The organism is Verrucomicrobiia bacterium (genome assembly GCA_019634635.1).
In the GTDB taxonomy this organism is placed as follows: domain Bacteria; phylum Verrucomicrobiota; class Verrucomicrobiia; order Limisphaerales; family UBA9464; genus UBA9464.
In genome coordinates this window covers 40,861-61,145 of the sequence record JAHCBB010000030.1, presented here as the reverse complement: position 1 = coordinate 61,145, position 20,285 = coordinate 40,861, and the positions used below count along the sequence as shown (strand labels likewise).

Genomic DNA, 20,285 nt, shown 5'->3' with positions numbered 1-20,285 from the left:
GTCGGGCAGCGCCGGGTAATCTTGGTCGCAGGTGAGGCTCCTGCCTGGTGGGGTGAGGCTCCCGCCGAACCGTACGGGTAGCCGGCGAACTGGGCCTGTGGAGACTTCACGGACGGCTCAGGAGGACCTTCGCCCTACCGGGGTCGGGCAGCGCCGGGTAATCTTGGTCGCAGGTGAGGCTCCTGCCTGGTGGGGTGAGGCTCCCGCCGAACCGTACGGGTAGCCGGCGAACCGGGCCTGTGGAGACTCCACGGACGGCTCAGGAGGACCTTCGCCCTACCGGGGTCGGGCAGCGCCCGGTAATCTTGGTCGCAGGTGAAGCTCAAACCTGGTGGGGTGAGGCTCCTGCCGAACCGTACGTGTGGCCGGCGAATTGGGCCTGTGGAGACTTCACGGACGGCTCAGGAGGACCTTCGTATTGCCTCACCGGGGTCGGCTGGGCAGTTTTTTCGTCTTTGCGGGGAAGGTCGGAGTGAACGAGCCTGCCTCGGGTTCGGCGATTTTCCTGACCCCCACTTCAACACCTCGTTCCTCATCGCAAATGAATTCTGCCTTCCTTGCAATGCTCACGGCCATCGGCGCCCTTGCGGTGCTGAGTACCAGTCACCCGGTCCGCGGCGCCGACCTGGAGGACCAGGTCACGGAAACCATCGCCAGCTTCAAACTCGCGGATCCCGGCATCACGAACTTCTTCTCGAATTCGGCCGGCTACGTGGTTTTTCCCAATATCAGCGAGGGCGGATTCATCATCGGCGCCGAGCGGGGCAAGGGACTGCTCATGGAGAAGGACAAGAACGAGGCCACGGCGAAGGTCACCCTCACGGCAATCAGCGTGGGTGCTCAGGTCGGGGGTGGCTCGTTCTCCCAGGTGATCTTCCTTCAGGATTCGAGCGCCTTGAAGTCCTTCAAAGAGGGCCAGTTGACCATGGCGGCGGATGCCAAGGCCACCGTGGCAGCCTCCGGGGCCAGTGCCAACGCGAAGTACCAGCAGGGCGTCGCCGTGTTCGCCCTGCCCAAGAGCGGCGCCATGGTTTCCGCATCCGTGGGGGGGCAGAAGTTCAAGGTCGAGCTGATTCCGTGATCCGTCCCCAATCGTTGCCCCACCGGTGGGGTTACGCTCCGCGGAGGCGTCCGCGCATGGTGTTGGTGGGTTGAATTCCCGGTGAAGCCTGCGGTTCGTCCCGCTGGGTCGCGCGGCGGGACCCTGTGACCTTCGTGGGTCCCTTCCACGGTTCAATCGAGAAACGGAGAGGCCCACCGGGGCTTGTGTCGCAACTGGGGCTTTTCTCGCCGGTACGGGCGTGGTCTTCTGGAAGGGTTCCCGTGGGTTGTTTCCTGACCCGGCATTCCGTTGAGGATTGCCGGTTCCGACCCTGAAGGACCTTTCGAGCAAACCGCCAGCCACACCCGCCATGCTTCCGAATGCCTTGACGCCGTCCGATGCCGCTCCCGCCGAGGTGGATGGTCACAAGCTGAAGTGCCTCATGTGCCATCACGAGACGTTCCATCGTCGCCGATCGCACATGGACACCTCCCTGATGACGTCCATGAACCCCGACTGGGTGGATCGCCAGGTCTATTGCCTGGTTTGTGATCACTGCAGGTTCGTCCACTGGTTTCTTTCCGCCTGAAGCGTTCGGACCTGAAGGGGTGGGTCCATAGCGGATCCTCCCACCATCAGGTCCATTTTCGGCGGGGCAGCAACTGGGCCGCGCGTGGGGTCGCCACAAGCCCGGCTCGCGGCGACACGTACGGTTCGGCAGGAGCCTCACCCCACCGGGTCAAGGCCTCACCCCACCAGGTGAGCTTCGCAGCCCATCAGACCGCACATCGGTCCCCCAACCCGGTGGGGCGAAGGTCCTCCTGAGCCGTACGTCCGTGAAGTCTCCACAGGCCCGGCTCGCGGCGACACGTACGGTTCGGCGGGAGCCTCACCCCACCGGGTCAAGGCCCCACCCCACCAGGTGAGCTTCGCAGCCCATCAGACCGCACATCGGTCCCCCAACCCGGTGGGGCGAAGGTCCTCCTGAGCCGTACGTCCGTGAAGTCTCCACAGGCCCGGCTCACGGCGACACGTACGGTTCGGCAGGAGCCTCACCCCACCGGGTCAAGGCCTCACCCCACCATCCGGCCGGCCAACGGTGGTCCCGGCGTCCTCCGGACCTCGTTGGCGTTTGCGACGGAATCCGCCCTCGACACCGATCGGCACCGATCAAGACTCCCGTCGAGATGTCTGCGGCCGAGTTCGTTCACCTGCACCTGCACACGGAGTATTCGCTCCTCGACGCCGCCTGCCGCCTGGACCGCCTGATGGCCCGCGCCGCGGCGTTGAAGTTCCCGGCAATCGCCCAGACCGACCATGGCAACATGTTCGGCGCCATCGAGTTCTATCAGGCGGCCCGCAAGCACGGCATCAAGCCAATCCTCGGTTGCGAGGTGTATGTGGCCCCGGGGAGCCGGCTGGATCGCAAGCCGGGTTCGGGGATGCGCGACGTCTATCACCACCTCGTCCTGCTGGCCAAGGATCTCGAGGGCTACCACAACCTGGTGCGTTTGGTCACCGCCGCAAACCTGGAGGGCTATTACTACAAGCCCCGCATTGACCGTGAACTGCTCGCCCGCCATTCGAAGGGCCTCATCGCCCTGTCCGGCTGCCTCGCCAGCGAGGTGCCCGAGGCCATCCTCAAAGGCGATGAGGCAAGGGCCCGCGATACCATGGACTGGTTTCGCCAGACCCTGGGACGCGATAATTACTACCTCGAGCTCCAGAACCATGGCATCCCGGAGCAGGCCCGCGTCAACCGCGCCCTGATCGGGTGGGCGGATGAGTTCGGACTCAAATGCGTGGCGTCCAACGACGTTCACTACGTCGAAGAAGGGCATTGGAAGGCCCATGACTGCCTGATCTGCATCGGCACCCAGTCGCTGCTCAGCGATGCCAAACGGATGCGGTATCAGGAGGCGCAGTTTTATCTGCGGACCCCCGGGGAGATGGCGGCGCGGTTTGCCGAGGTGCCTGAAGCGGTTCGCAACACCCTCGAGGTGGCCGAGAAATGCAACGTCGAGATCCGGTTCGGAAAGGGGGCGGAGCACTACCCGGTCTTTGAACCCCCCGAAACCTGGACCCGCGAGGGCTATCTGCGCCTGTTGTTGTGCGAGGGTCTGAAGAAGCGCTACGGCATTACCGCCCGGGTCGAGGGACGGCAGATCATCGTGGAATCCGTGGCGGATCCGCGGCAACTCGACCGGATCGCGCCTGCCGGAGATCCGGAGGCTGGCGCCCCGGAAGCCCATCCCGCAGTGCGCCTGATTCTGGCCCGCCTCGACCTGGAGCTCTCGGTCATCGAGTCCACGGGGTACGTCTCGTACTTCCTCATCGTCGGCGATTTCGTCCGGTACGGACGCAGCCGCGGCATCGCCTGCGTGGCGCGCGGATCCGCGGCCGGCTCCCTGGTGACCTACCTGCTGGAGATCGCCAACGTGGACCCGCTCCGGTACGGCCTCCTGTTCGAACGGTTCCTCAATCCGGAGCGGGTGAGCCCGCCGGACATTGACATTGATTTTGCCGACGATCGCCGGGCGGAGGTGATCGAGTATGTGCGCAACCGCTACGGACGCGATGCCGTCGCGCAGATCATCACCTTCGGCACGATGGGTGCGAAATCGGTGCTGCGCGATGTTGCCCGGGTGATGGGGTTGAGCTTCAGCGAGTCCGACCGCCTCGCCAAGATGGTGACCGACGGCAAATGGAGCCTGAAGGACGCCCTCGAGAAGAATCCCGAGTTTCGAAAGGCCTATGAGTCCGAACCGGTCACCGCGGAGCTGGTCGGCCACGCCATGATCCTGGAAGACCAGGCCCGCAGTGCCGGAGTTCATGCCGCGGGCGTGGTCATCGGCGCGCAGCCGCTGGTCAATCTCCTGCCGCTCAAGCAGGACGATGAGGGCGGGATCGTGACGCAGTATGCCATGGGTCCCGTCGGGGACCTCGGCCTGCTCAAGATGGATTTCCTCGGGCTCAAGACCCTCACCGTCCTCCGCAACACGGTGGAACTGATCCAGCGCACCGCGGGTTCGGCGCCCGACCTCGACCATCTGCCGCTGGATGATGCCCCGACCTACGCCCTGCTGAACAACGCGCAGACGCTGGGGGTGTTCCAGCTGGAGTCCGGCGGCATGCGGGATCTGTGCCGCAAGTTCCAGATCGAGAGCGTCGAGCACATTACCGCGCTGATTTCGCTGTATCGCCCGGGCCCGATGGACCTCATCCCGGATTTCATCCGTCGCCGCCAGGGCGAGCAACCGGTGGAGTATCCGCATCCGCTCCTGGAGCCCATCGCCAGGGAGACTTACGGAATCCTGATCTACCAGGAGCAGGTGATGCAGGCCGCGCAGATTCTTGCGGGCTACACGCTGGGCGGCGCCGATCTGCTCCGGCGCGCGATGGGCAAGAAGAAGCTCGAGGAGATGGTCCAGCAGCGCGAGGCCTTCGTCGCCGGCTGCGCCGCGGTCAACGGCATTCCGGCGGCCAAGGCCAACGAGATCTTTGACCTGCTCGAAAAATTTGCCGGTTACGGCTTCAACAAATCCCACGCCGCCGCCTACGCGATCGTCGCGTACCAGACGGCCTACCTGAAGGCGAACCACCCGGTGGAGTTTCTCAGCGCCATGATGACCAACGACCAGGCCGACCTGGCGAAGCTGGCGCAGTACATCACCGAGGCGAAGGAGTTTGGCATCGAGGTGCTCGGGCCCGACGTCAACGAGAGCGACGTCAGCTTTGCCCCGGCGCCCGCGGCGGCCGGAACCCCCGGCTCGCGGCGGATCCGCTTCGGCCTGGCGGCGATCAAGGGCGTGGGGGAGGTCGCGGTGCAGTCCATCCTGGAGGCCCGCGCCGGGGGCGGACGCTTCACCACGCTGGAGGAGTTGTGCGGGCGCGTGGACATGCGGGCGGCGAACAAAAAGGTGCTGGAATGCCTGATCAAGGCGGGCGCCTGCGATTCCCTTGGATCGAACCGCGCGACGATGATGGCGCTGCTGGATGGCGCCGTGAGCCGGGCGAGTTCGCTGGCGTCCGATCGCGCCCGTGGCCAGGTGTCGCTCTTCGACGCCCTCGACACCGCACCGCCGGCCTCGGGGTCCACGGGCGGACCGCTGCTGGAGGAGTGGCCGGTGGCCGACCGCCTGGCGGCGGAAAAGGAGCTGCTCGGGATCTACATCAGCGGGCATCCCCTGCAGCCGTTCGAGACCCTGCTCTCCCGGTATGCGCTGCACGCCATCGCCGAATTGCGAACGCTCGAAAACCGATCCATGGCGCGCATCGGAGGGCTGGTGTCGGCCGTTCAGGAGGGCCTCAGCCGCAAGTCCGGACGCAAATATGCCATGGTCACCGTCGAGGACCTCACGGGCAGTGTGCAACTGCTGCTCATGAACGAGAACTATGACCGGTATCGGGCGCTGGTCCCGGTGAATGCGCCGGTCCTCGTCACGGCGGAGGTCAACACGGGCGAGGATCGTCCGAAGCTGTTTCCGCAGGAGGTGCTGCCGCTGGCGGACGCCCCGAAACGGCTCACGCGCCAGGTTCACCTGAGGCTGCGCGCCACCGGCCTCGACCGGGCCCGCCTGGAGTCGGTGCGCGCGCTCGTGGAGGCGCATCGCGGCAGCGTGCCCTTGTTCCTCAGCATCCGCATGGACCATGGCCCCGTGGCATTTCTCGAAAGTCACGAGCGCTTCTCGGTCGCGCCGACGCTTGAGTTCGAGGCGGCGGTCAACGCGGCGCTCGGGCCGGCCACCTTTTTTGCGAAACCCGATGTCTCCCTCCCGGAGCGCACGCCGCGCCGCTGGGAACGCGGCTGAATATCCGGGCGGCCCCGCGGGTCGTTCGGACGTCCCGTTTCTCCCATGAAATCCGTTGGTTGTTTCATTGTCGCCCTGAGCCTCGCCGCCGGAGGTGCCGCCCAGACCCCCGAGTGGATCTGGTTTCAGAAAACCGATGAGGCCGAGACCCGGTATTTCCGGAAGACCTTCGCCGTGGAATCCACGGTTCCAAAGGCGATCCTCGTGGCCACGGCGGATGACGCCCTGGAGGTGTTCCTCAACGGGGAGCGGGTCCTCTCGGCGGATCAATGGCAGCACGGACACGTCGTGACGTTGACCAACCGGGTGACCGCCGGGACCAATGTCCTTGCGGTCCGTGCCATCAATGGCGATGGCTCGCCGGCGGGCGTCGTCCTGAAGCTCACCCTTGATTCCGGCAGTGATCCGCGGGTCCTCGTCTCCGATGGTTCATGGAAGGCGTCTGATCGGGAGCGTCGTGGATGGCGGCGGACCGATTTCGACGACACCACCTGGGAGGCGGCCGCGTCGCTGGGGCGGCTGGGCAAGGAACCCTGGGGAGCGGTGTTTGCCACCACCCTCCCTGGCGCGGCGCGTCCGCTGGGCAGTGGTGGCGGCGGTGCGGTTCGTGTGGCCCCCCCGGCCGATCAGCTTGCGGCGTTGCCGGGGTTCCGGGTGGAACTGGTGACCGGAGGCGGACCTGAGGAGGGTTCGTGGGTCAACCTGTGCCGTGATCCCGGGGGCCGCTTGATCGTCAGCCCGCAGTATCCCCGGGCCAATCCGGATGCCGGATTGTTGCGGTTGACCCTCGGGCCCGACGGCAGCGTTGCCAAGCGTGAGTTCATCGCCCGGCCGCTCTACGACGCGCAGGGAATGTGTTTTGCCCATGGGGCGCTCTGGGTGGTGGTGAACAGGTACTCGACCGGGTTTGAGTCCGGCCTCTACCGGATCACCGACGACGGCAGCGACACCTGGCAGCAGATCACCCTGGTGAAGGCGCTCCCCGGTGGTGGAGAACACGGGCCCCATGCGGTGGCGCTGGGACCCGACGGCCAGCTCTGGGTCCTCGCCGGCAACCACACGCAGCCGCCGGAGGGGCTCGCGGCCCAATCGCCGCACCGGCATTACGCCGAGGATCTCCTGCTGCCCCGTCGACCCGACGGCAACGGCCACGCCACCGGCATCATGGCGCCCGGTGGCTACATCCTGCGCGTGAGCCCCGAGGCCACCACCTTCGAGCTTTTCTGCGGCGGGTTCCGCAATGCCTATGACTTTGCGTTCAACGTGGATGGAGAATTGTTCGCCTGGGATGCCGACATGGAATATGACTGGGGCGTTCCCTGGTATCGCCCGACGCGGGTCAACCACGCGGTGTCTGGTGCCGAGTTCGGATGGCGCTATGGCACGGGCAAGTGGCCGGCGTACCATGCCGATTCGCTTGGGGCGGTGGTGGACGTCGGCCTCGGCAGTCCCACCGGCATGACCAGCGGAACCGGGGCGAAATTCCCGGCGAAATATCAGCGGGCCCTCTACGTCCTCGACTGGACCTATGGCCGGTTGATGGCAGTGCACCTGGAACCGGACGGCGCAAGCTACACCGCCACCTGGGAGAACTTTGTTGCCCCGGCAGGCCTGGTGACCCCGGATGCCCCCAAACCACCGCTGAACCTCACCGACGCCATCATCGGGTCCGATGGCGCGATGTATTTCACCGTCGGCGGCCGCAATACGGCGTCCGGACTGTACCGCGTGACCTATCACGGCACGGAGCCCGTGACGCCGTCGGTCGAGGCGAACACCGTGGGGGCTGACGCGCGGGCGACCCGCCGTCGTCTGGAGGCGTTTCATGGCCGTGTGGATCCCGGGGCGGTCGAGGCGCTCTGGCCGTCGCTGAACAGTCCGGACCGGGTCCTGCGTCATGCGGCCCGGATCGCCCTTGAATCCCAGCCGGTGGACGTCTGGAAGGATCGCGCGCTTGCCGAGACGTCGGCCGATGCCGGCCTGACGGCCTCGCTGGCCTTGGCGCGGGTCGGCGGTGCGGCCCTTCAGGAAGCCAATCTGCGCGGCCTGGGCCGATGGCCGCTGGCCACGCTCAGCGAGCGCCAGCAACTCGACAAGCTGCGGATCATCCAGGTGAGCCTGGCCCGAAATGGACTGCCTTCCGCCGGGCTTGTGGCGATGGCCAGCGAGCGGCTCGGACGCAGCTACCCCAGTGCCAGTGCGCTGGTGAACCGCGAGCTGGCGCAGGTATTGATCGCCCTCGGGGCGCCGGATGTCGTCGAGAAGACGCTCACCGTGATGGCCCGGGCCGCAACGCAGGAGGAGCTCATGCATTATCTCTTCCACCTCCGGACGGCCCGGAACTGGACCCTCGACCAGCGACGTGAATACCTCGGGTACTGGATCCAGGTCCGCGACGACCAACCTCACGAGCCTGAATTGCTCCTGTGGTTTGAGCAGGCCGGGCGGCCGTACAGCAACGGCGCCAGCTTCAATAATTTTCTCAAGAACTTCCTCGCGGATGCCACGGCCGGATTGGACGGGGACGAGGCCGCGGCCCTGGAGCCGCTGATGGCCTCCATTGCCAGCGGTGCCACCGGGGGCAGCCGCGTCCGCGAATTTCCGGCAGCAAGGGAGCGACCCTTGATCAAGGCCTGGACGCTCGAGGAGCTTGAGGAGGATCTGGAGGCTGTAGGACGAGGTCGCGACTTTGAAAATGGGCGTCAGGCGTTTGTTGACGCCCAATGCCTCGCGTGTCACCGGTTCGGACGCGAGGGCGGCGGTGCAGGGCCTGATCTGACGGCCGTGGCCGCTCGTTTCAGTCGGCGCGACGTGCTGGAAAGCATCCTCGATCCCAGCCGGGTGCTGTCCGAGCAATATCAGAACACCGCAGTGACCCTGAAGGATGGGGAGGAACACGTCGGCCGGCTGCTGCAGGAGACGACGGAATCCCTGGTGTTGATGACCGATCCGCTCGAACCCGGCTCGACCGTGACGCTTCGCAAGGCTGACATCGTCTCTCGCGCCGCCTCGAAGGTTTCGCCCATGCCGGAGGGCCTGGTGAACGGCCTCGGCCGCGAGGACCTCCTGGATTTACTGGCCTTCATTGAATCCTCCGGCCGCCGGCACCATCCAGCCTTCACGAAGTAGCGTTGGAACGGAGCGATTTGCCCGCGAACACCCGCACAAGAGTCCGGCAGGTCATGGAGTGCGCCAGCCCTCTGGCGCTTTGGCACCGCGTCCGGGCGGCACAGCGGGCGAAACCCGACTCCCGCGTCCCCCGGGGCTCCGGGCGGCCACACGCCGCAACGCCCATCTCGGACATCCCCGCCGTCATGTGCCCGCATCGTTCGGACTCACTTCGGGTGGCATTCTTATCACCTCGGAGCTTGTCCCTTACCACAATTGTGGACCGCGGCAAAAATCGCTTCACCGGTGTTGCCGGAGTCCCCGGACACGCCTCGGGGAGGGTTCCGTCGTGATATGGCGCAATATCCGACGAACCACTTCGCCAACGGCCTCGTTTACAACCTGTTGGAGAATCTCTTGCCCGTCGTGATACTGAGCTCACAACAGGACCTCGCCACGCCCGTCGTGGCTGCGCCCCGATATCAGCATGCTCCCGGCGTAAATTTCATTTTGACAACATGTTGCTCAAAGTCAGAATCGTCCCGATATCAATATCGTGACGGGCTGCCGTCGCTCAACCAAACGGCTCGATGAAAGCGATCCAATATCTCATAGGCATGTTGACGCTTTTGGCTTTGCTCGGCTGCGGGGGCAGCGACAAGTCTGATGCCCGGCTCAACGGCACCTGGAAGTCGAATCGAGAAGATAGCGTTGCGGACGCCTTCCGCCGAGATCCTCGATGGACCAACGCGCCCTCGGAGAAGGTCGCACGATTTCGAGATATCTTTGGGCACATGACTTTGAGTTACTCCAATGGCGTGGTGACTACGCGATTCAAAGGGGAGGAGGGGACGCTGCGATTCACGGTCATTGAGCGAGGAGAGGATTACGTTGTGATTCGTGTGCATGGCGGCAACCAGGACAGGAAGGAGAGCCGTATCCAGTTTGTGGATGACGACCGCGGGTACTGGATCACGACTGAGACAATCATGGGCGATGAGCTTCGTGAAAAATTCGACAAAGTAATCAGCGAACCAGACGGTGCAGCGAACGGGAGCCAGCCGATTCCTTCAAAGCCACATTCAACGTCACCGACGGCTGGCCCCCGTTGCTGACCTCTGCGTTCGACGACAAAGGGGTCCTTATGAGAACGACGTTGCCACACCGGATTGTGAGGCTGGAGGGCGAGTTATGGCGGATTCGTCCAGATGGCGGTGAGCTGGACGCGGCGGAGCAGCAGGAGTTGCGCGATTATTTTGACGAGGTTCGTTTGCCCTACCGAATTGAGCACGGGCGGCTTTGTGTTCCCGGGACCATCACATGGCAGGCGCTCTGCGAGAGATTGGAGCACTTTTATGATGGGCGCGCTGAGATTTATCCGTTTTGACTCCATGGGCTCGCCGAACAAATCGCTGCAAACGGACCGCCGCCCTTCGTTTCGGCTCCGAGCGCGTCGGTGCATCGGACGCTCGATTCGCTGCCAACGCCCGCATCCGGCAGCGGTCGGTGAATTCGGGCGTTGGGCAGGATCCCTCGGCTGTGCGCGCAATGAAGAACCGCTCTAAATCGGCTATCGCCATTTCCATTGTCTTGGTTCTCGGTGCCATTTTATGGCTGACCCTTCGGACGGCGGATCGGGAGCCGTCCTACCAAGGCAAGCCATTAGGGGTCTGGCTCAAGGGCTTCGATGCCGCTCAGGGATCTGCAGAGTACGCGGCCGCACAGTCAGCCGTTCAGCATTTCGGCACGAATGTCGTACCGCGCCTGATTTATTACCTTCGTCGCAAGGACCCTCCCTTCTATACCCAGTGGATCAACCTGAAGGCGAAGCTTCATTTGCTGCACGGTGAGGTGGACTATGCCGTATTTTGGAATCGAAGGGCCGCGCATGCGTGCGGGGCACTCGGTCCGGCGGGTGAGGCTGCCTTCCCGGCTCTGACGAAAGCGATGAATGACCGAGGTGCCGCTTCGGATGTGGGGAATGGCCTTTCCAGGATGATGCCCACGAGCGTACCTGTTTTGACAAACGTGTTGGCTACGGGAAGCGTGGTTGCCCGCTGTCGGGCGGCAGACAATCTCGTGACGGCCTTCTCCCACCCTGGGGTCGAGGGAATGGCGCGCACTGCGCTTATTGTTGCCCTACACGACTCCGATCGCGGAGTCCGAATGACGGCGGCTTCGGCATTCCAATTCTGGAACACCAACTTGGACTCTGTTGTCCCGGAGCTGGCGCGGCGGCTGAGCGATCCTGATGCCAGCGTGCGCGGAAACGCCGCGACCAGCCTTGGGAACTTTGGCAGCGCCGCAAAAGCGGCTGTCCCCGAATTGCTGAAGCTTCTTCAGGACACGAACTCGTACGTCTCTGGAACAGTTGCTGATCGTGCGGCCATGGTGTTGTCGAAGATCGATCCGGAAGCAGCAATTCGACCGGGTGTGGACTGAGCCAGCACCAGGAGGGACTGCCCAGCAAGAGCACAGGAGCGAACAGCCGGCCCGCGTCGCAGTTCAAGAGTCGCGTACTTCGGCGACGCGCTCTGGTTGTCGAGAGTCGCGGGGGTCACCACGGCGGGCCGACCGTCGCTCAGGTCTGTCGTCTGGCTAGAGCGGCGCAGATCCTCCACGGCGGCGAGCCGGCAACGCACCAGGTCCCGGATGGCCTCATCGGCTTCGTCCGGGACGTGGATGGAGGTGAGTTCGCCGGCCCGGAGGAGCCGGGCCAGCGTCAACGCGTCACGGCGATCGGTTTTGACCCGGTCGGAGGCCCGCTTGGGGATGAGCGAGGGACTGACAACGTCGCAGGCGATGCCCTGAGCCCGGAGGTGGCGGCAGAGGGCGAAACCGGTCGGACCGGCCTCGTACACGTAGCGGGCCTGGGAACCGTCTCCGGTCAGGCGCTTGTGGAGCTTGTCCAGCGCGTGAGTGTGGGCTGGGATGTTGCCGTAGGAGCGGACCTCGCCCGCGGGATCCGCGATGGCGACGGCAATGGTTTCGGCGTGGACATCCAGGCCGACATGCTTGAGCTTTTGTGCTGTGGGTGACGGGTTCATGAGGCACTTCTGGTTGACTGGCTGGCGGAGGGATCCGTCCGGCCACAACCCTGTGGCTCTGGAGGCCGCCAACGCGGCTTTTAACCCACGTCCGCCCGACTCGTCACCCACGCTCAACCGTCCGTTGTTGAGCCATAGGGTCTCGGCCACACACGTTATGCCCACTGAATTTCCTCACGTTACCTTTCTGATGGCCCGCGAGTATCCCGAGGAGGACGGGCTTTGGAATCCACGCGACAACGACCCGCCGCTAGATGGCGGCTTTCAGGTCAACGTCTTTGGGACACGAGAGCATTACTTGAGACTCGCAGACGCCATTCGGCGTTTTGCGGAGCAGGACACATCGAACGATGGCGACCACCACGAACACTTCGAGGGTCTGTTCACTGCGAACGGCAAAGTTCGGTTGAACGTCATACTTCGGAAGGACGATGTGGGAGACAGCATATGGAAGACTTGGTTTCCAAAATCATGACCGTGTGGCCTAATGCGCTGCAGCGAACCCGGCGGGGGCGTCGCGGTTGGCAATCCATGCGTCCCGTGTGCCGGTCGCAGACCTGGGTCGTTCGACCTTCGGGGCTGGCCACTTGCGCGATCTCCTGGCAGGTTCCACCCGTGCCGAAGGTCTTCGAGAAGGATGGTTTCCTGTTCTTCTTCTACAGCAACGAGCACCGTCCGATCCAGGTCCACGTTCGGCGCGGAAGCGGGGAGGCCGTGTTCGAGGTGGCGCACGGTGTTGAGTTGCGAGAGTCCCAAGGCCTGAAAATCAAGGACTTAGCGAAGGCCGAGGCCCTTGCATCAGAGCACAGAGAGCTGATTATTACAAAGTGGCATGAGCACCTTGTTCGATAGCGCGCGTTCCGCCGTCTACCGCGACGGCAGGATCGTCTTGACGATGCAGAGTGGTACGGAGTTCAGCTTCCCTGTGCTGGGGAATCCGAGACTGGCACGGGGGACACCTCGGGAGCTCGGTAACATTGAGATCTCCCCTTTCGGCCTCCACTGGCCGGATCTCGACGAGGACTTGTCCATCCGCGGCATTCTCGCTGGCGACCATGGACAGAACCAAGTCGTCGAACCATTGCGTCCTGCGAACGGCGGTTGAGCCGGGACTCCAGGACTGACCCTGTTCCCGCCGTCGCAGACGCAGGCGTTCGGCGAAATTTGCATCATGAGACTCCCGGGCTCTGCGCAAGCGGAGATCGACGTGCGAAAGCTCGGGGAGTAATGCCTTCGTTCGACCATCCTCGAGGGAAGCACAAGGCCCGAATGGTCCGCTCCGCCCTGGGAATCACGAACGAGGATGCTACCGAACTCGAGGTCCGCATCAGGGAGGCGCTCGAAGCGGAGCCATGTACTGTCGGGGTGAACGACAGATTCGGACGCCGCTACGCGGTCGATTTTCGCTGGAAAGGGGAAGGCAAGAGTGCCGAGGTCCGCACGACGTGGATCATCCGAGCCGATGAGAATTTCCCGCGATTGACTTCCTGTTACGTGCTCTAAACCATACAAATATGAATGCCGAAATCCGAGAGCTTGATGTTGTGGCCCTGCTCACCGACCGGCCCGTCTGCGGTTTGGTTATTGGCCAGGTCGGCACGGTCGTCTTGAGTCTCGATGAGGACCACTTCGAGGTGGAGTTCAGCGGAGACGATGGCCGTCCCTACGCAATGGTTCCGGTGCCGGCGCGGGAGTTGATGGTGCTCCATTACGCGCCGGTTGCAGCATGAATCAGCCGAACAAATCGCTTCACAAGAACCACCGCTGCCCGTTTCGAGTTCGGACGCACTGGTTCCTCGGATGCTCGATTCGCTGCCAGCGCCCGTCTCCGGCGGCGGTCGGTGACTTCGTCGTTCGATGATGGGGGCGCCCGGCACGATGCCCCATCCTTTCCGGACTTGAGCCTACGTTCCAGGACGGCATCATGCGCCAATGATACTGAAGGCGATCATCCATGATGCTGAGGAGGGGGGATTCTGGGCCGAGGTGCCGGCGTTGCCAGGCTGCGTGACGCAGGGGGAGTCCATTGAGGAGGTGACGGCAAACCTCCGGGAGGCCATCGAAGGCTGGCTGGACGTTGATCTCGCGATTGCCGGCGATCAGCAGGGAACGCGTGTCATTGAACTGGCCGTGTGAAGCAGGTCTCCGGCAAAGAGCTCGGCCGCGTGATCGAGCGCCGAGGGTGGCTTCTTGCGCGGATCAGCGGGAGCCACATCGATACCATGGCGTGGCGACGGGAGCGCATTGTAGTTCCGGTGCACGGCAACAAGCCACTGAAGATCGGATTGCTTCGCTCACTCATGAGGATTGCTGACCCCGAGGAGATTGATCTTTGAGCATCGAACCAGCCGTTCCAGCGAACGGGCGCCAGCCGGCACGCCGAGTGGCGAGGCTGACGCCGCTGACCTTTGTCTGGCCGGAAAAAAACGTGTTGCGCTGAGCCACATGGCATGGCATATCAAGCCATATGGCAGAGACAAAGCAACGCAGACCGTCCTCAGAGCGAGACTTCTCGCTCGTGTTCACGACTTCTGAGACACCCGGAACTGAAGTTCGATCAGCGTTCCGGAGCAAATGGGACTGGGTCATTACCTCACAGCACAGTGCCGCTGCTCGGTATGCGACGATCATTTCAAACCTCCTGCGGAGTTACACAGAGCCTGAGAAGGCGACAATCGACGTTATCCGGAGCAGGATCGCAGGCGGACTGCATCGCGACGCGTTTACCCGTCTGAAGACGGTGATCGCCATTTCAGGGGACGAGCTATCGCATGTTGTTGGAATTCCGGCACGCACCGTAGCGCGCCGGCATCTCTTCAAGCCCGATGAGTCAGAACGCATCCTACGGGTCGCATCCGCGTTTCAGAGATCAATCGAAGTGTTGGGTTCGCTTGACAAGGCGCGGCGCTGGTTCACTAGTCCCAAAAAGGCTCTTGGAGGCAAGACTCCTCTTGAGTTTTGTGATACAGATATCGGCACTGAAGAGGTGTGCAATTTGCTCGGGCGCATTGAGCATGGTGTTTTCACATGAGTGTTACGGCGTTCCGACTCACAAAGACTAAGCACGTATCCACTGCATTCGACGGCGAGGGTGCAAGGCTTTACGGTGGACGCTGGAACTCTATCGGGACTCGCATGGTCTATGTCGCGGGATCAAGATCGTTAGCAACCCTTGAGATCCTCGTTCATGTGGAGGACATCTCCACGATCGAAGGACAGTATAGCATCATTCAGGTCAGTTTCGCCAACGAACACGTAAAGCGCATCGATGAAAGTGATCTCCCTGATGGATGGTCGTCTCCAGAGCCGCTTGCGTTTACTCAGATGTTTGGCGATGAGTGGATTAAAAAGAACGAGTCAGTCATCCTTTCTGTTCCGAGCGCAGTCACGAATGAAGAGCGCAATTTTCTGATCAATCCGGCACATCCGGAGTTCTCCGCCCTATCGATCGGAACCGCCGTGCCATACCGCTTTGATTCGAGACTAGTGTAGTGTTCACTAACTGGGTTTACTAATGCTAGCCTCCCGTGCCAGGGCCTCGCGAGCCCTGACGATTCGTTCAAGGATGACCTTTCCCTCAGCTTTCCACTCGTACTGGGTCGGGTTGAGGTTCCATTGGTCCATGTATTGAGTGATCGCCTCGGCCAATTCTTTCACGCTGCTGAAACTCCCGGGAAGGATACAGTTGCCTTGACCCAAGGGCAGAGCCGGTTGACTGAAAGCGGCAAGACATGCTGTCCCTCGCCCCCTGCGCCGCCCCCGCGCCCTCGTGGAGCAGCGGGGCCGGCGACACGAGTGGTTGTCCTGTCCCTTGCGCGTCGCGTGACGGCGGGTCGGGGACCCCGTCCCTTCGTCGTCAGTCACCTGCCCGTTTCCCCATCCAATCCGCGGCGGGCCAGCAGGGGGCGGATGTCCGGATCCCGTCCGGTGAACTGACGGAACATTTCCCTGGCGTCGCGGCTGTCACCGCGGGAGAGAATGAGGTCGCGGAAGCGGTCGCCATTGGCCCGCCGGAGGCCGCCGTTGGCCTTGATCCACTCCACCGTGTCGGCGTCGAGGACTTCACTCCAGAAATAGGAGTAGTACCCGGCCGAATAGCCGCCGGCGAAGATATGGGAGAAGTACGTGCTGCGGTAGCGTGGCGGGACCGGGGCGAAATCCACGCCGGCCGCGCGCAGGGCCGCCTCCTCGAAGGCCGCCACCTCCTCGGGGGCCGGGACTTGATCGGGATTCAGTTGATGCCACGCCTGGTCAATCACATTGGCGGCGACCAGCTCGGTCGTGCTGTGCCCCTGATTGAACTTCGAGGCGGCCTCCACCTTGGCCAGCAGCTCCGGCGGAATGGGGTCTCCGGTTTGGTAATGACGGGCGTAATGCTTCAGAATCTCGGGCCAGGTCGCCCACAGCTCGTTCACCTGGGACGGATATTCGACGAAGTCCCGCGGCACGCTGGTGCCGGCGAACGACGGATACTTCACCTGGGAGAAGAGCCCGTGGAGGGCGTGTCCAAACTCGTGGAACAGCGTCCGGACCTCGTCATGCGTCAGCAGCGTCGGCTCTCCTGACGGCGGCTTGGGAATGTTCTGGTGGTTGCCGATCACCGGCTTCGTTCCGCGGAGCCCGTTCTGGGGCACGTACGCGCTCGCCCAGGCTCCACCCCGCTTGTTGGGCCGGGCATAAAAGTCGCCCAGAAACAGGCCGATCGGTGATCCATCCGCGTCGAACACCTCGAACACCAGCATGTCCGGGCTGTAGCCCTGCAGGTCGGCGCGCTCGTGGAACGTGATGCCGTAGAGCTGGGTGGCCGCGTGGAACGCGCCGTCCACCAGAACGCGCCGGAGTTCGAAATACGGCCGCAACTGCTCCTCGTCGAAGGCGTGGCGGGCGGCGCGGATTTTCTCGGCGTACCGTTCCCAATCCGCTGCGCCGAGGGCGGCGCCGTTGGTCTCGGCGTTCATCAGGGCCTGCATGTCCGCGGCCTCGCGGCGTGCGTTGGCCACCGCCGGCGGGGCCAGGCGTGCCAGCAACTGGTTCACCGTTGCCACGTCTCCCGCGGTCTGCTCTGCGAGCTGATAGGCGGCGTGGTTGGGGTGGCCCAGGAGTTGGGCGCGCTCCGCCCGGAGTCGCGCGAGATCGGTCACGATCTTCCGGTTGTCATAGGGGCCGCCGCGGCTGCCCCGCGCCAGGGAGGCCGCCATCAGCCGCTCACGCACCGCCCGGTTCTTCAGCGAGGCCAGAAGCGGCTGACCGGTCGTATTCGTCAGACGGAGCAGGAACCTTCCCTCCTGGCCTGCAGCCCGGGCGGCCTCGGCGGCGGCCGTGATCTGGGCGTCGGTCAACCCCTCCAGTTCCGATCGCGAATCCACCCACACGGCCGAAGCGTTGATTTCCTGGAGGACGTTCTGCTTGAACCGGGTGGAGAGCGTCGCGATCTCGGCATTCATCGTCCGAAGCTTCGCCTGGGCGTCCGGAGACAGTTGCGCGCCGCTGCGGACGAACTCCCGATGGTACCGCTCCAGCAGTCGCAGCGATTCCGGGTCGAGGCCAAGCGATGTCCGCTGTTCGTGAAGCTGGGCGATCCGCCGGAACAGGTCCGGGTTCAGCCGGATCGCATCCCGGTGGGCCGCAAACTGCGGGGACATCTCGGCGTCCAGTTGCTCCAGATCCGGATTGGTGAGGGCGCTGGTGAAGATCCCGAAGGCGCGTTGCGCCCGGCCGAGCAGCTCCCCGGAACGTTCCAGGGCGACGATGGTGTTCTCGAATGTGGGCGGTGCCTCGTTGGTCGCGATGGCCGCGACCTCGGCCAGTTCCGCGGCCATGCCCTGGAGGAAGGCCGGCTTGAAGTGCTCGTTCCGGATCTCGCCGAACGGCGGCAACTCGTAGGGCAACGGGCTCCGTGAGAGCAGCGGATTGGCCGCGTTCGCGGATTCGTCCGTTGCCCGGGCCCCGGACTCCCAGGGCAGCGCCAGGCAAAGGAGGGGCAGGAGCGGCATCCAATGCGGCCGCCTCCCGGCGGCGGTCCACGGGGCGCGTGAGATCATGATCCGCCAATGAATCGTTGTGTTCCCAACCGCGCAAGTGTTGAAGGGAACTGTATCGCGACGCGGTGAGGCAGGTGGATCGGGCATCTGAGGTTTTTGGGCGAGGACGACGACGCTTCGCGTTCGTGTCCGGGCGATGGACGCGTTGGGACGTCCACGGGTGTGCGGCCCGGGGAAGCCTCGACCCACCGGACTCCGTTTTGGGGGCCGGCCTTCTTCCGTCCCCCTCTCCAGGATCCTGCCGGAACCCGAGGATGCGACCGGGGGGGGCGCGGAGAGGGACAAAATGACGTTTGCCCAACGTCGTTCCGGGGTGGAAAGTGGGAAAGCGTTGGCGGTGTCCGGCCGATCCAGAGGTCGGGCGGCGGTTGCCCGGAGTTCCCGTGTAACCTCCGTCCCGTCCCATCGGTCCTCACCGCGGACGTTCAACGACTACTGTCACTACCCAATGAATACTCTGAAGAAATCCATCGCCCTCCTGGCCGGCGTGCTGTTTGCCGCGGCCGCCATCGCCGGGGAATTCCCGGATGTCAGCATCGCCGAGGTCAAGGCGGTCGCCGGAACCGGAAAAGCCACCATCATTGATGTCAACGGAACGGATTCCTACAACAGCGGTCACGTTCCGGGCGCCCTGAACTTCGACGCCATTGAGGCCGACTTCGCGAAGGCGCTTCCTGAGGACAAAAACACCCTCATCATCGCCTACTGTGGCAATCCCCGCTGCACTGCCTACAAGGCCGCGGCCGAGGCTGCTGAAAAACTCGGCTACAAGAACGTGAAGCACATGTCGGCCGGCATCTCGGGCTGGAAGAAGGCCGGCGAAAAGGTCGAGAAGGTCCAGTAGGACCACTTCAAGAAAACGAGGCGGACGTGCCCCCCGGGGAACGTCCGCATTGTTTTTTACATCGGCCGACTTCGGCGTCCGGGTGACCGCGTCCGGTCACCAGCCCGGCGGCCGCGTCTCGGCGGTCCCTCGAAGGATTTCACGAATGGTCCGCTTTTCCTCCTCCGGCAGGTACGCGTACTCCGGGTCGGGGTGCTCCACGTCGAGGGCCTTGTCCAATGCGGCCCACACGCGGTCCCGGATCTCGGGATGGATGCCGGTGAACAGGTCGGTGTAGACCATGTAGCTGCAGCGGTGCCGCAGGAGCCGTGTGTTGAGATCCAGATCCTTCAGGGAGGCGCCATTCACCGCCCGGCGGGTCTTGAGAAAGTCCGCCTTGAAGCGCGGGTCGCCGGAGATACCGCCCTCGGGCAGCGGAACTTCGTCCGCGAAGAGCAGGTAGCGGGTCAGGATCCGGGCCTGCTGGTCCAGGTCTTCCCGGTGCTCCCGCGTCAGGCCATCCGGCCCCTGGTCATTGTAAAGATGGGTGCGTGCCCGGTAGGTCGCCTCGACCGCGCGATTCACGAAGCCCGCCTGATGCTCATGCAGCAGTTGCGGCAGCAGGTCGCTCGTGGCCACCAGATATCGGGAGAAGTCGAACCGTTCCCCGGGCGGGACCGGTGTCCGGATCAGTCCCCCCGGGGACAGGTCGCCAATGAGGTTGCCCCAGTGGTTGGTGAAGGTGTCCGCCCCCGTCACGTACCAACCGCCGAATCGGTCCGCCAACGGGATGCCGTGTCCGGTCTGTTCCCGACGGAAGGAGTCGAGGCTGCCGCCGGCGGGACCGGGAATGACGGACTTGAGCGCCAGGCCCGGCACGTGGCCGGTGTTGTCCCCGGCGTGGCAGTTCATGCAGCGCGTGGAGCGCTCAACCTTGAGGGCTTCCGGCCCCCGGGGCACATCGAGGATGTGGAAAATGCCGCCCAGTTCCGGATCCACCGACACGACCTCGATGCGCCCGCCGGGAATGTACCCCAGGTAGATCTCCTCGTTGAAGTACAGGGCGCGGGGATTGGACGGGCTGATCAGGCGCAATTGAAGGCTGGTCGTGGAAAAGACCAGCATCTGGGAGGACTCCGGAATTTCCAGCAGTCGGAGCAGGCTGACCAGGAACGCCCGTTCACTGCGGCGATCGAGGGTCGCTTCGCCGGATTCCAGCGCGTTCTTGAGCCTTGAAAACCGGTCGGACGGCGTCCGGTCAAAATAATGGTGCGGCGCCTGGTCCCAGTCCCGGTAGGTCACCTCCGCCTGCGACAGGACGGCGCCCGCCAGCAACATTCCCATGGTGAATGACCCGCGACGCATCGCGCACGACGATAGCCGGGTCTCCGGCTCGGCGCCCGTCCGAAACGC

Annotated in this window: 19 protein-coding genes; 16 read left to right on the top strand and 3 right to left on the bottom strand. The window is 63.9% G+C overall.

What is annotated here, in order from left to right; genetic code table 11:
• The first annotated feature begins 541 nt into the window (after positions 1–541).
• The 7 genes from KF791_16710 (at position 542) to KF791_16680 (ending at position 11,403) form a co-directional block, all read left to right on the top strand.
• The gene (locus KF791_16710) at positions 542–1,081 is read left to right on the top strand and encodes a hypothetical protein (protein ID MBX3734219.1); all 540 of its coding nucleotides are present in this window, start codon (positions 542–544) and stop codon (positions 1,079–1,081) included.
• Positions 1,082–1,412: 331 nt separating this feature from the next.
• A complete protein-coding gene (locus KF791_16705; GenBank protein MBX3734218.1) occupies positions 1,413–1,631 on the top strand; it encodes a hypothetical protein in 219 nt (72 codons plus the stop codon).
• 598 nt (positions 1,632–2,229) lie between these two features.
• On the top strand, positions 2,230–5,853 hold the full coding sequence (dnaE, locus tag KF791_16700) for a DNA polymerase III subunit alpha (GenBank protein ID MBX3734217.1): 3,624 nt from the start codon (positions 2,230–2,232) through the stop codon (positions 5,851–5,853).
• A 45-nt stretch (positions 5,854–5,898) separates the two neighbouring features.
• Entirely contained in the window at positions 5,899–8,982 is a 3,084-nt protein-coding gene (locus KF791_16695; protein MBX3734216.1) for a c-type cytochrome, read from the top strand.
• 569 nt (positions 8,983–9,551) lie between these two features.
• Entirely contained in the window at positions 9,552–10,076 is a 525-nt protein-coding gene (locus KF791_16690; GenBank protein ID MBX3734215.1) for a hypothetical protein, read from the top strand.
• 29 nt (positions 10,077–10,105) lie between these two features.
• On the top strand, positions 10,106–10,348 hold the full coding sequence (locus KF791_16685; GenBank protein ID MBX3734214.1) for a hypothetical protein: 243 nt from the start codon (positions 10,106–10,108) through the stop codon (positions 10,346–10,348).
• A gap of 161 nt (positions 10,349–10,509) precedes the next feature.
• The gene (locus KF791_16680) at positions 10,510–11,403 is read left to right on the top strand and encodes a HEAT repeat domain-containing protein (GenBank protein MBX3734213.1); all 894 of its coding nucleotides are present in this window, start codon (positions 10,510–10,512) and stop codon (positions 11,401–11,403) included.
• On the opposite strand, the gene KF791_16675 is transcribed toward KF791_16680, so the two are convergent.
• On the bottom strand, positions 11,301–12,008 hold the full coding sequence (locus KF791_16675; protein ID MBX3734212.1) for a transposase: 708 nt from the start codon (positions 12,006–12,008) through the stop codon (positions 11,301–11,303). The genes KF791_16680 and KF791_16675 overlap by 103 nt on opposite strands.
• Positions 12,009–12,198: 190 nt before the next feature.
• Between KF791_16675 and KF791_16670 the strand changes: the two genes are divergently transcribed.
• From KF791_16670 to KF791_16635, 8 genes are all read left to right on the top strand, one after another.
• Positions 12,199–12,483, top strand: coding sequence for a hypothetical protein (locus tag KF791_16670; protein ID MBX3734211.1), 285 nt, complete (start codon positions 12,199–12,201; stop codon positions 12,481–12,483).
• Between the two features lie 56 nt (positions 12,484–12,539).
• The gene (locus KF791_16665) at positions 12,540–12,860 is read left to right on the top strand and encodes a DUF4160 domain-containing protein (protein MBX3734210.1); all 321 of its coding nucleotides are present in this window, start codon (positions 12,540–12,542) and stop codon (positions 12,858–12,860) included.
• A complete protein-coding gene (locus KF791_16660; GenBank protein MBX3734209.1) occupies positions 12,841–13,113 on the top strand; it encodes a DUF2442 domain-containing protein in 273 nt (90 codons plus the stop codon). Before KF791_16665 ends, KF791_16660 begins: the two co-directional genes overlap by 20 nt.
• A gap of 409 nt (positions 13,114–13,522) precedes the next feature.
• Positions 13,523–13,738: a DUF4926 domain-containing protein gene (locus KF791_16655; GenBank protein MBX3734208.1), complete on the top strand. Its 216-nt coding sequence runs from the start codon at positions 13,523–13,525 to the stop codon at positions 13,736–13,738.
• 202 nt (positions 13,739–13,940) lie between these two features.
• On the top strand, positions 13,941–14,144 hold the full coding sequence (locus tag KF791_16650) for a type II toxin-antitoxin system HicB family antitoxin (protein ID MBX3734207.1): 204 nt from the start codon (positions 13,941–13,943) through the stop codon (positions 14,142–14,144).
• Entirely contained in the window at positions 14,141–14,344 is a 204-nt protein-coding gene (locus KF791_16645; protein ID MBX3734206.1) for a type II toxin-antitoxin system HicA family toxin, read from the top strand. Before KF791_16650 ends, KF791_16645 begins: the two co-directional genes overlap by 4 nt.
• Positions 14,345–14,526: 182 nt before the next feature.
• Positions 14,527–15,039: a DUF2384 domain-containing protein gene (locus tag KF791_16640; protein MBX3734205.1), complete on the top strand. Its 513-nt coding sequence runs from the start codon at positions 14,527–14,529 to the stop codon at positions 15,037–15,039.
• Positions 15,036–15,500: an RES family NAD+ phosphorylase gene (locus KF791_16635; protein ID MBX3734204.1), complete on the top strand. Its 465-nt coding sequence runs from the start codon at positions 15,036–15,038 to the stop codon at positions 15,498–15,500. Before KF791_16640 ends, KF791_16635 begins: the two co-directional genes overlap by 4 nt.
• Before the next feature lie 368 nt (positions 15,501–15,868).
• Here KF791_16635 and KF791_16630 read toward each other — a convergent pair whose 3' ends face one another.
• Positions 15,869–18,001, bottom strand: coding sequence for a M3 family metallopeptidase (locus KF791_16630; protein ID MBX3734203.1), 2,133 nt, complete (start codon positions 17,999–18,001; stop codon positions 15,869–15,871).
• Between the two features lie 496 nt (positions 18,002–18,497).
• Between KF791_16630 and KF791_16625 the strand changes: the two genes are divergently transcribed.
• On the top strand, positions 18,498–18,893 hold the full coding sequence (locus KF791_16625; protein ID MBX3734202.1) for a rhodanese-like domain-containing protein: 396 nt from the start codon (positions 18,498–18,500) through the stop codon (positions 18,891–18,893).
• A gap of 96 nt (positions 18,894–18,989) precedes the next feature.
• On the opposite strand, the gene KF791_16620 is transcribed toward KF791_16625, so the two are convergent.
• The gene (locus tag KF791_16620; protein MBX3734201.1) at positions 18,990–20,237 is read right to left on the bottom strand and encodes a hypothetical protein; all 1,248 of its coding nucleotides are present in this window, start codon (positions 20,235–20,237) and stop codon (positions 18,990–18,992) included.
• Positions 20,238–20,285 lie beyond the last annotated feature (48 nt).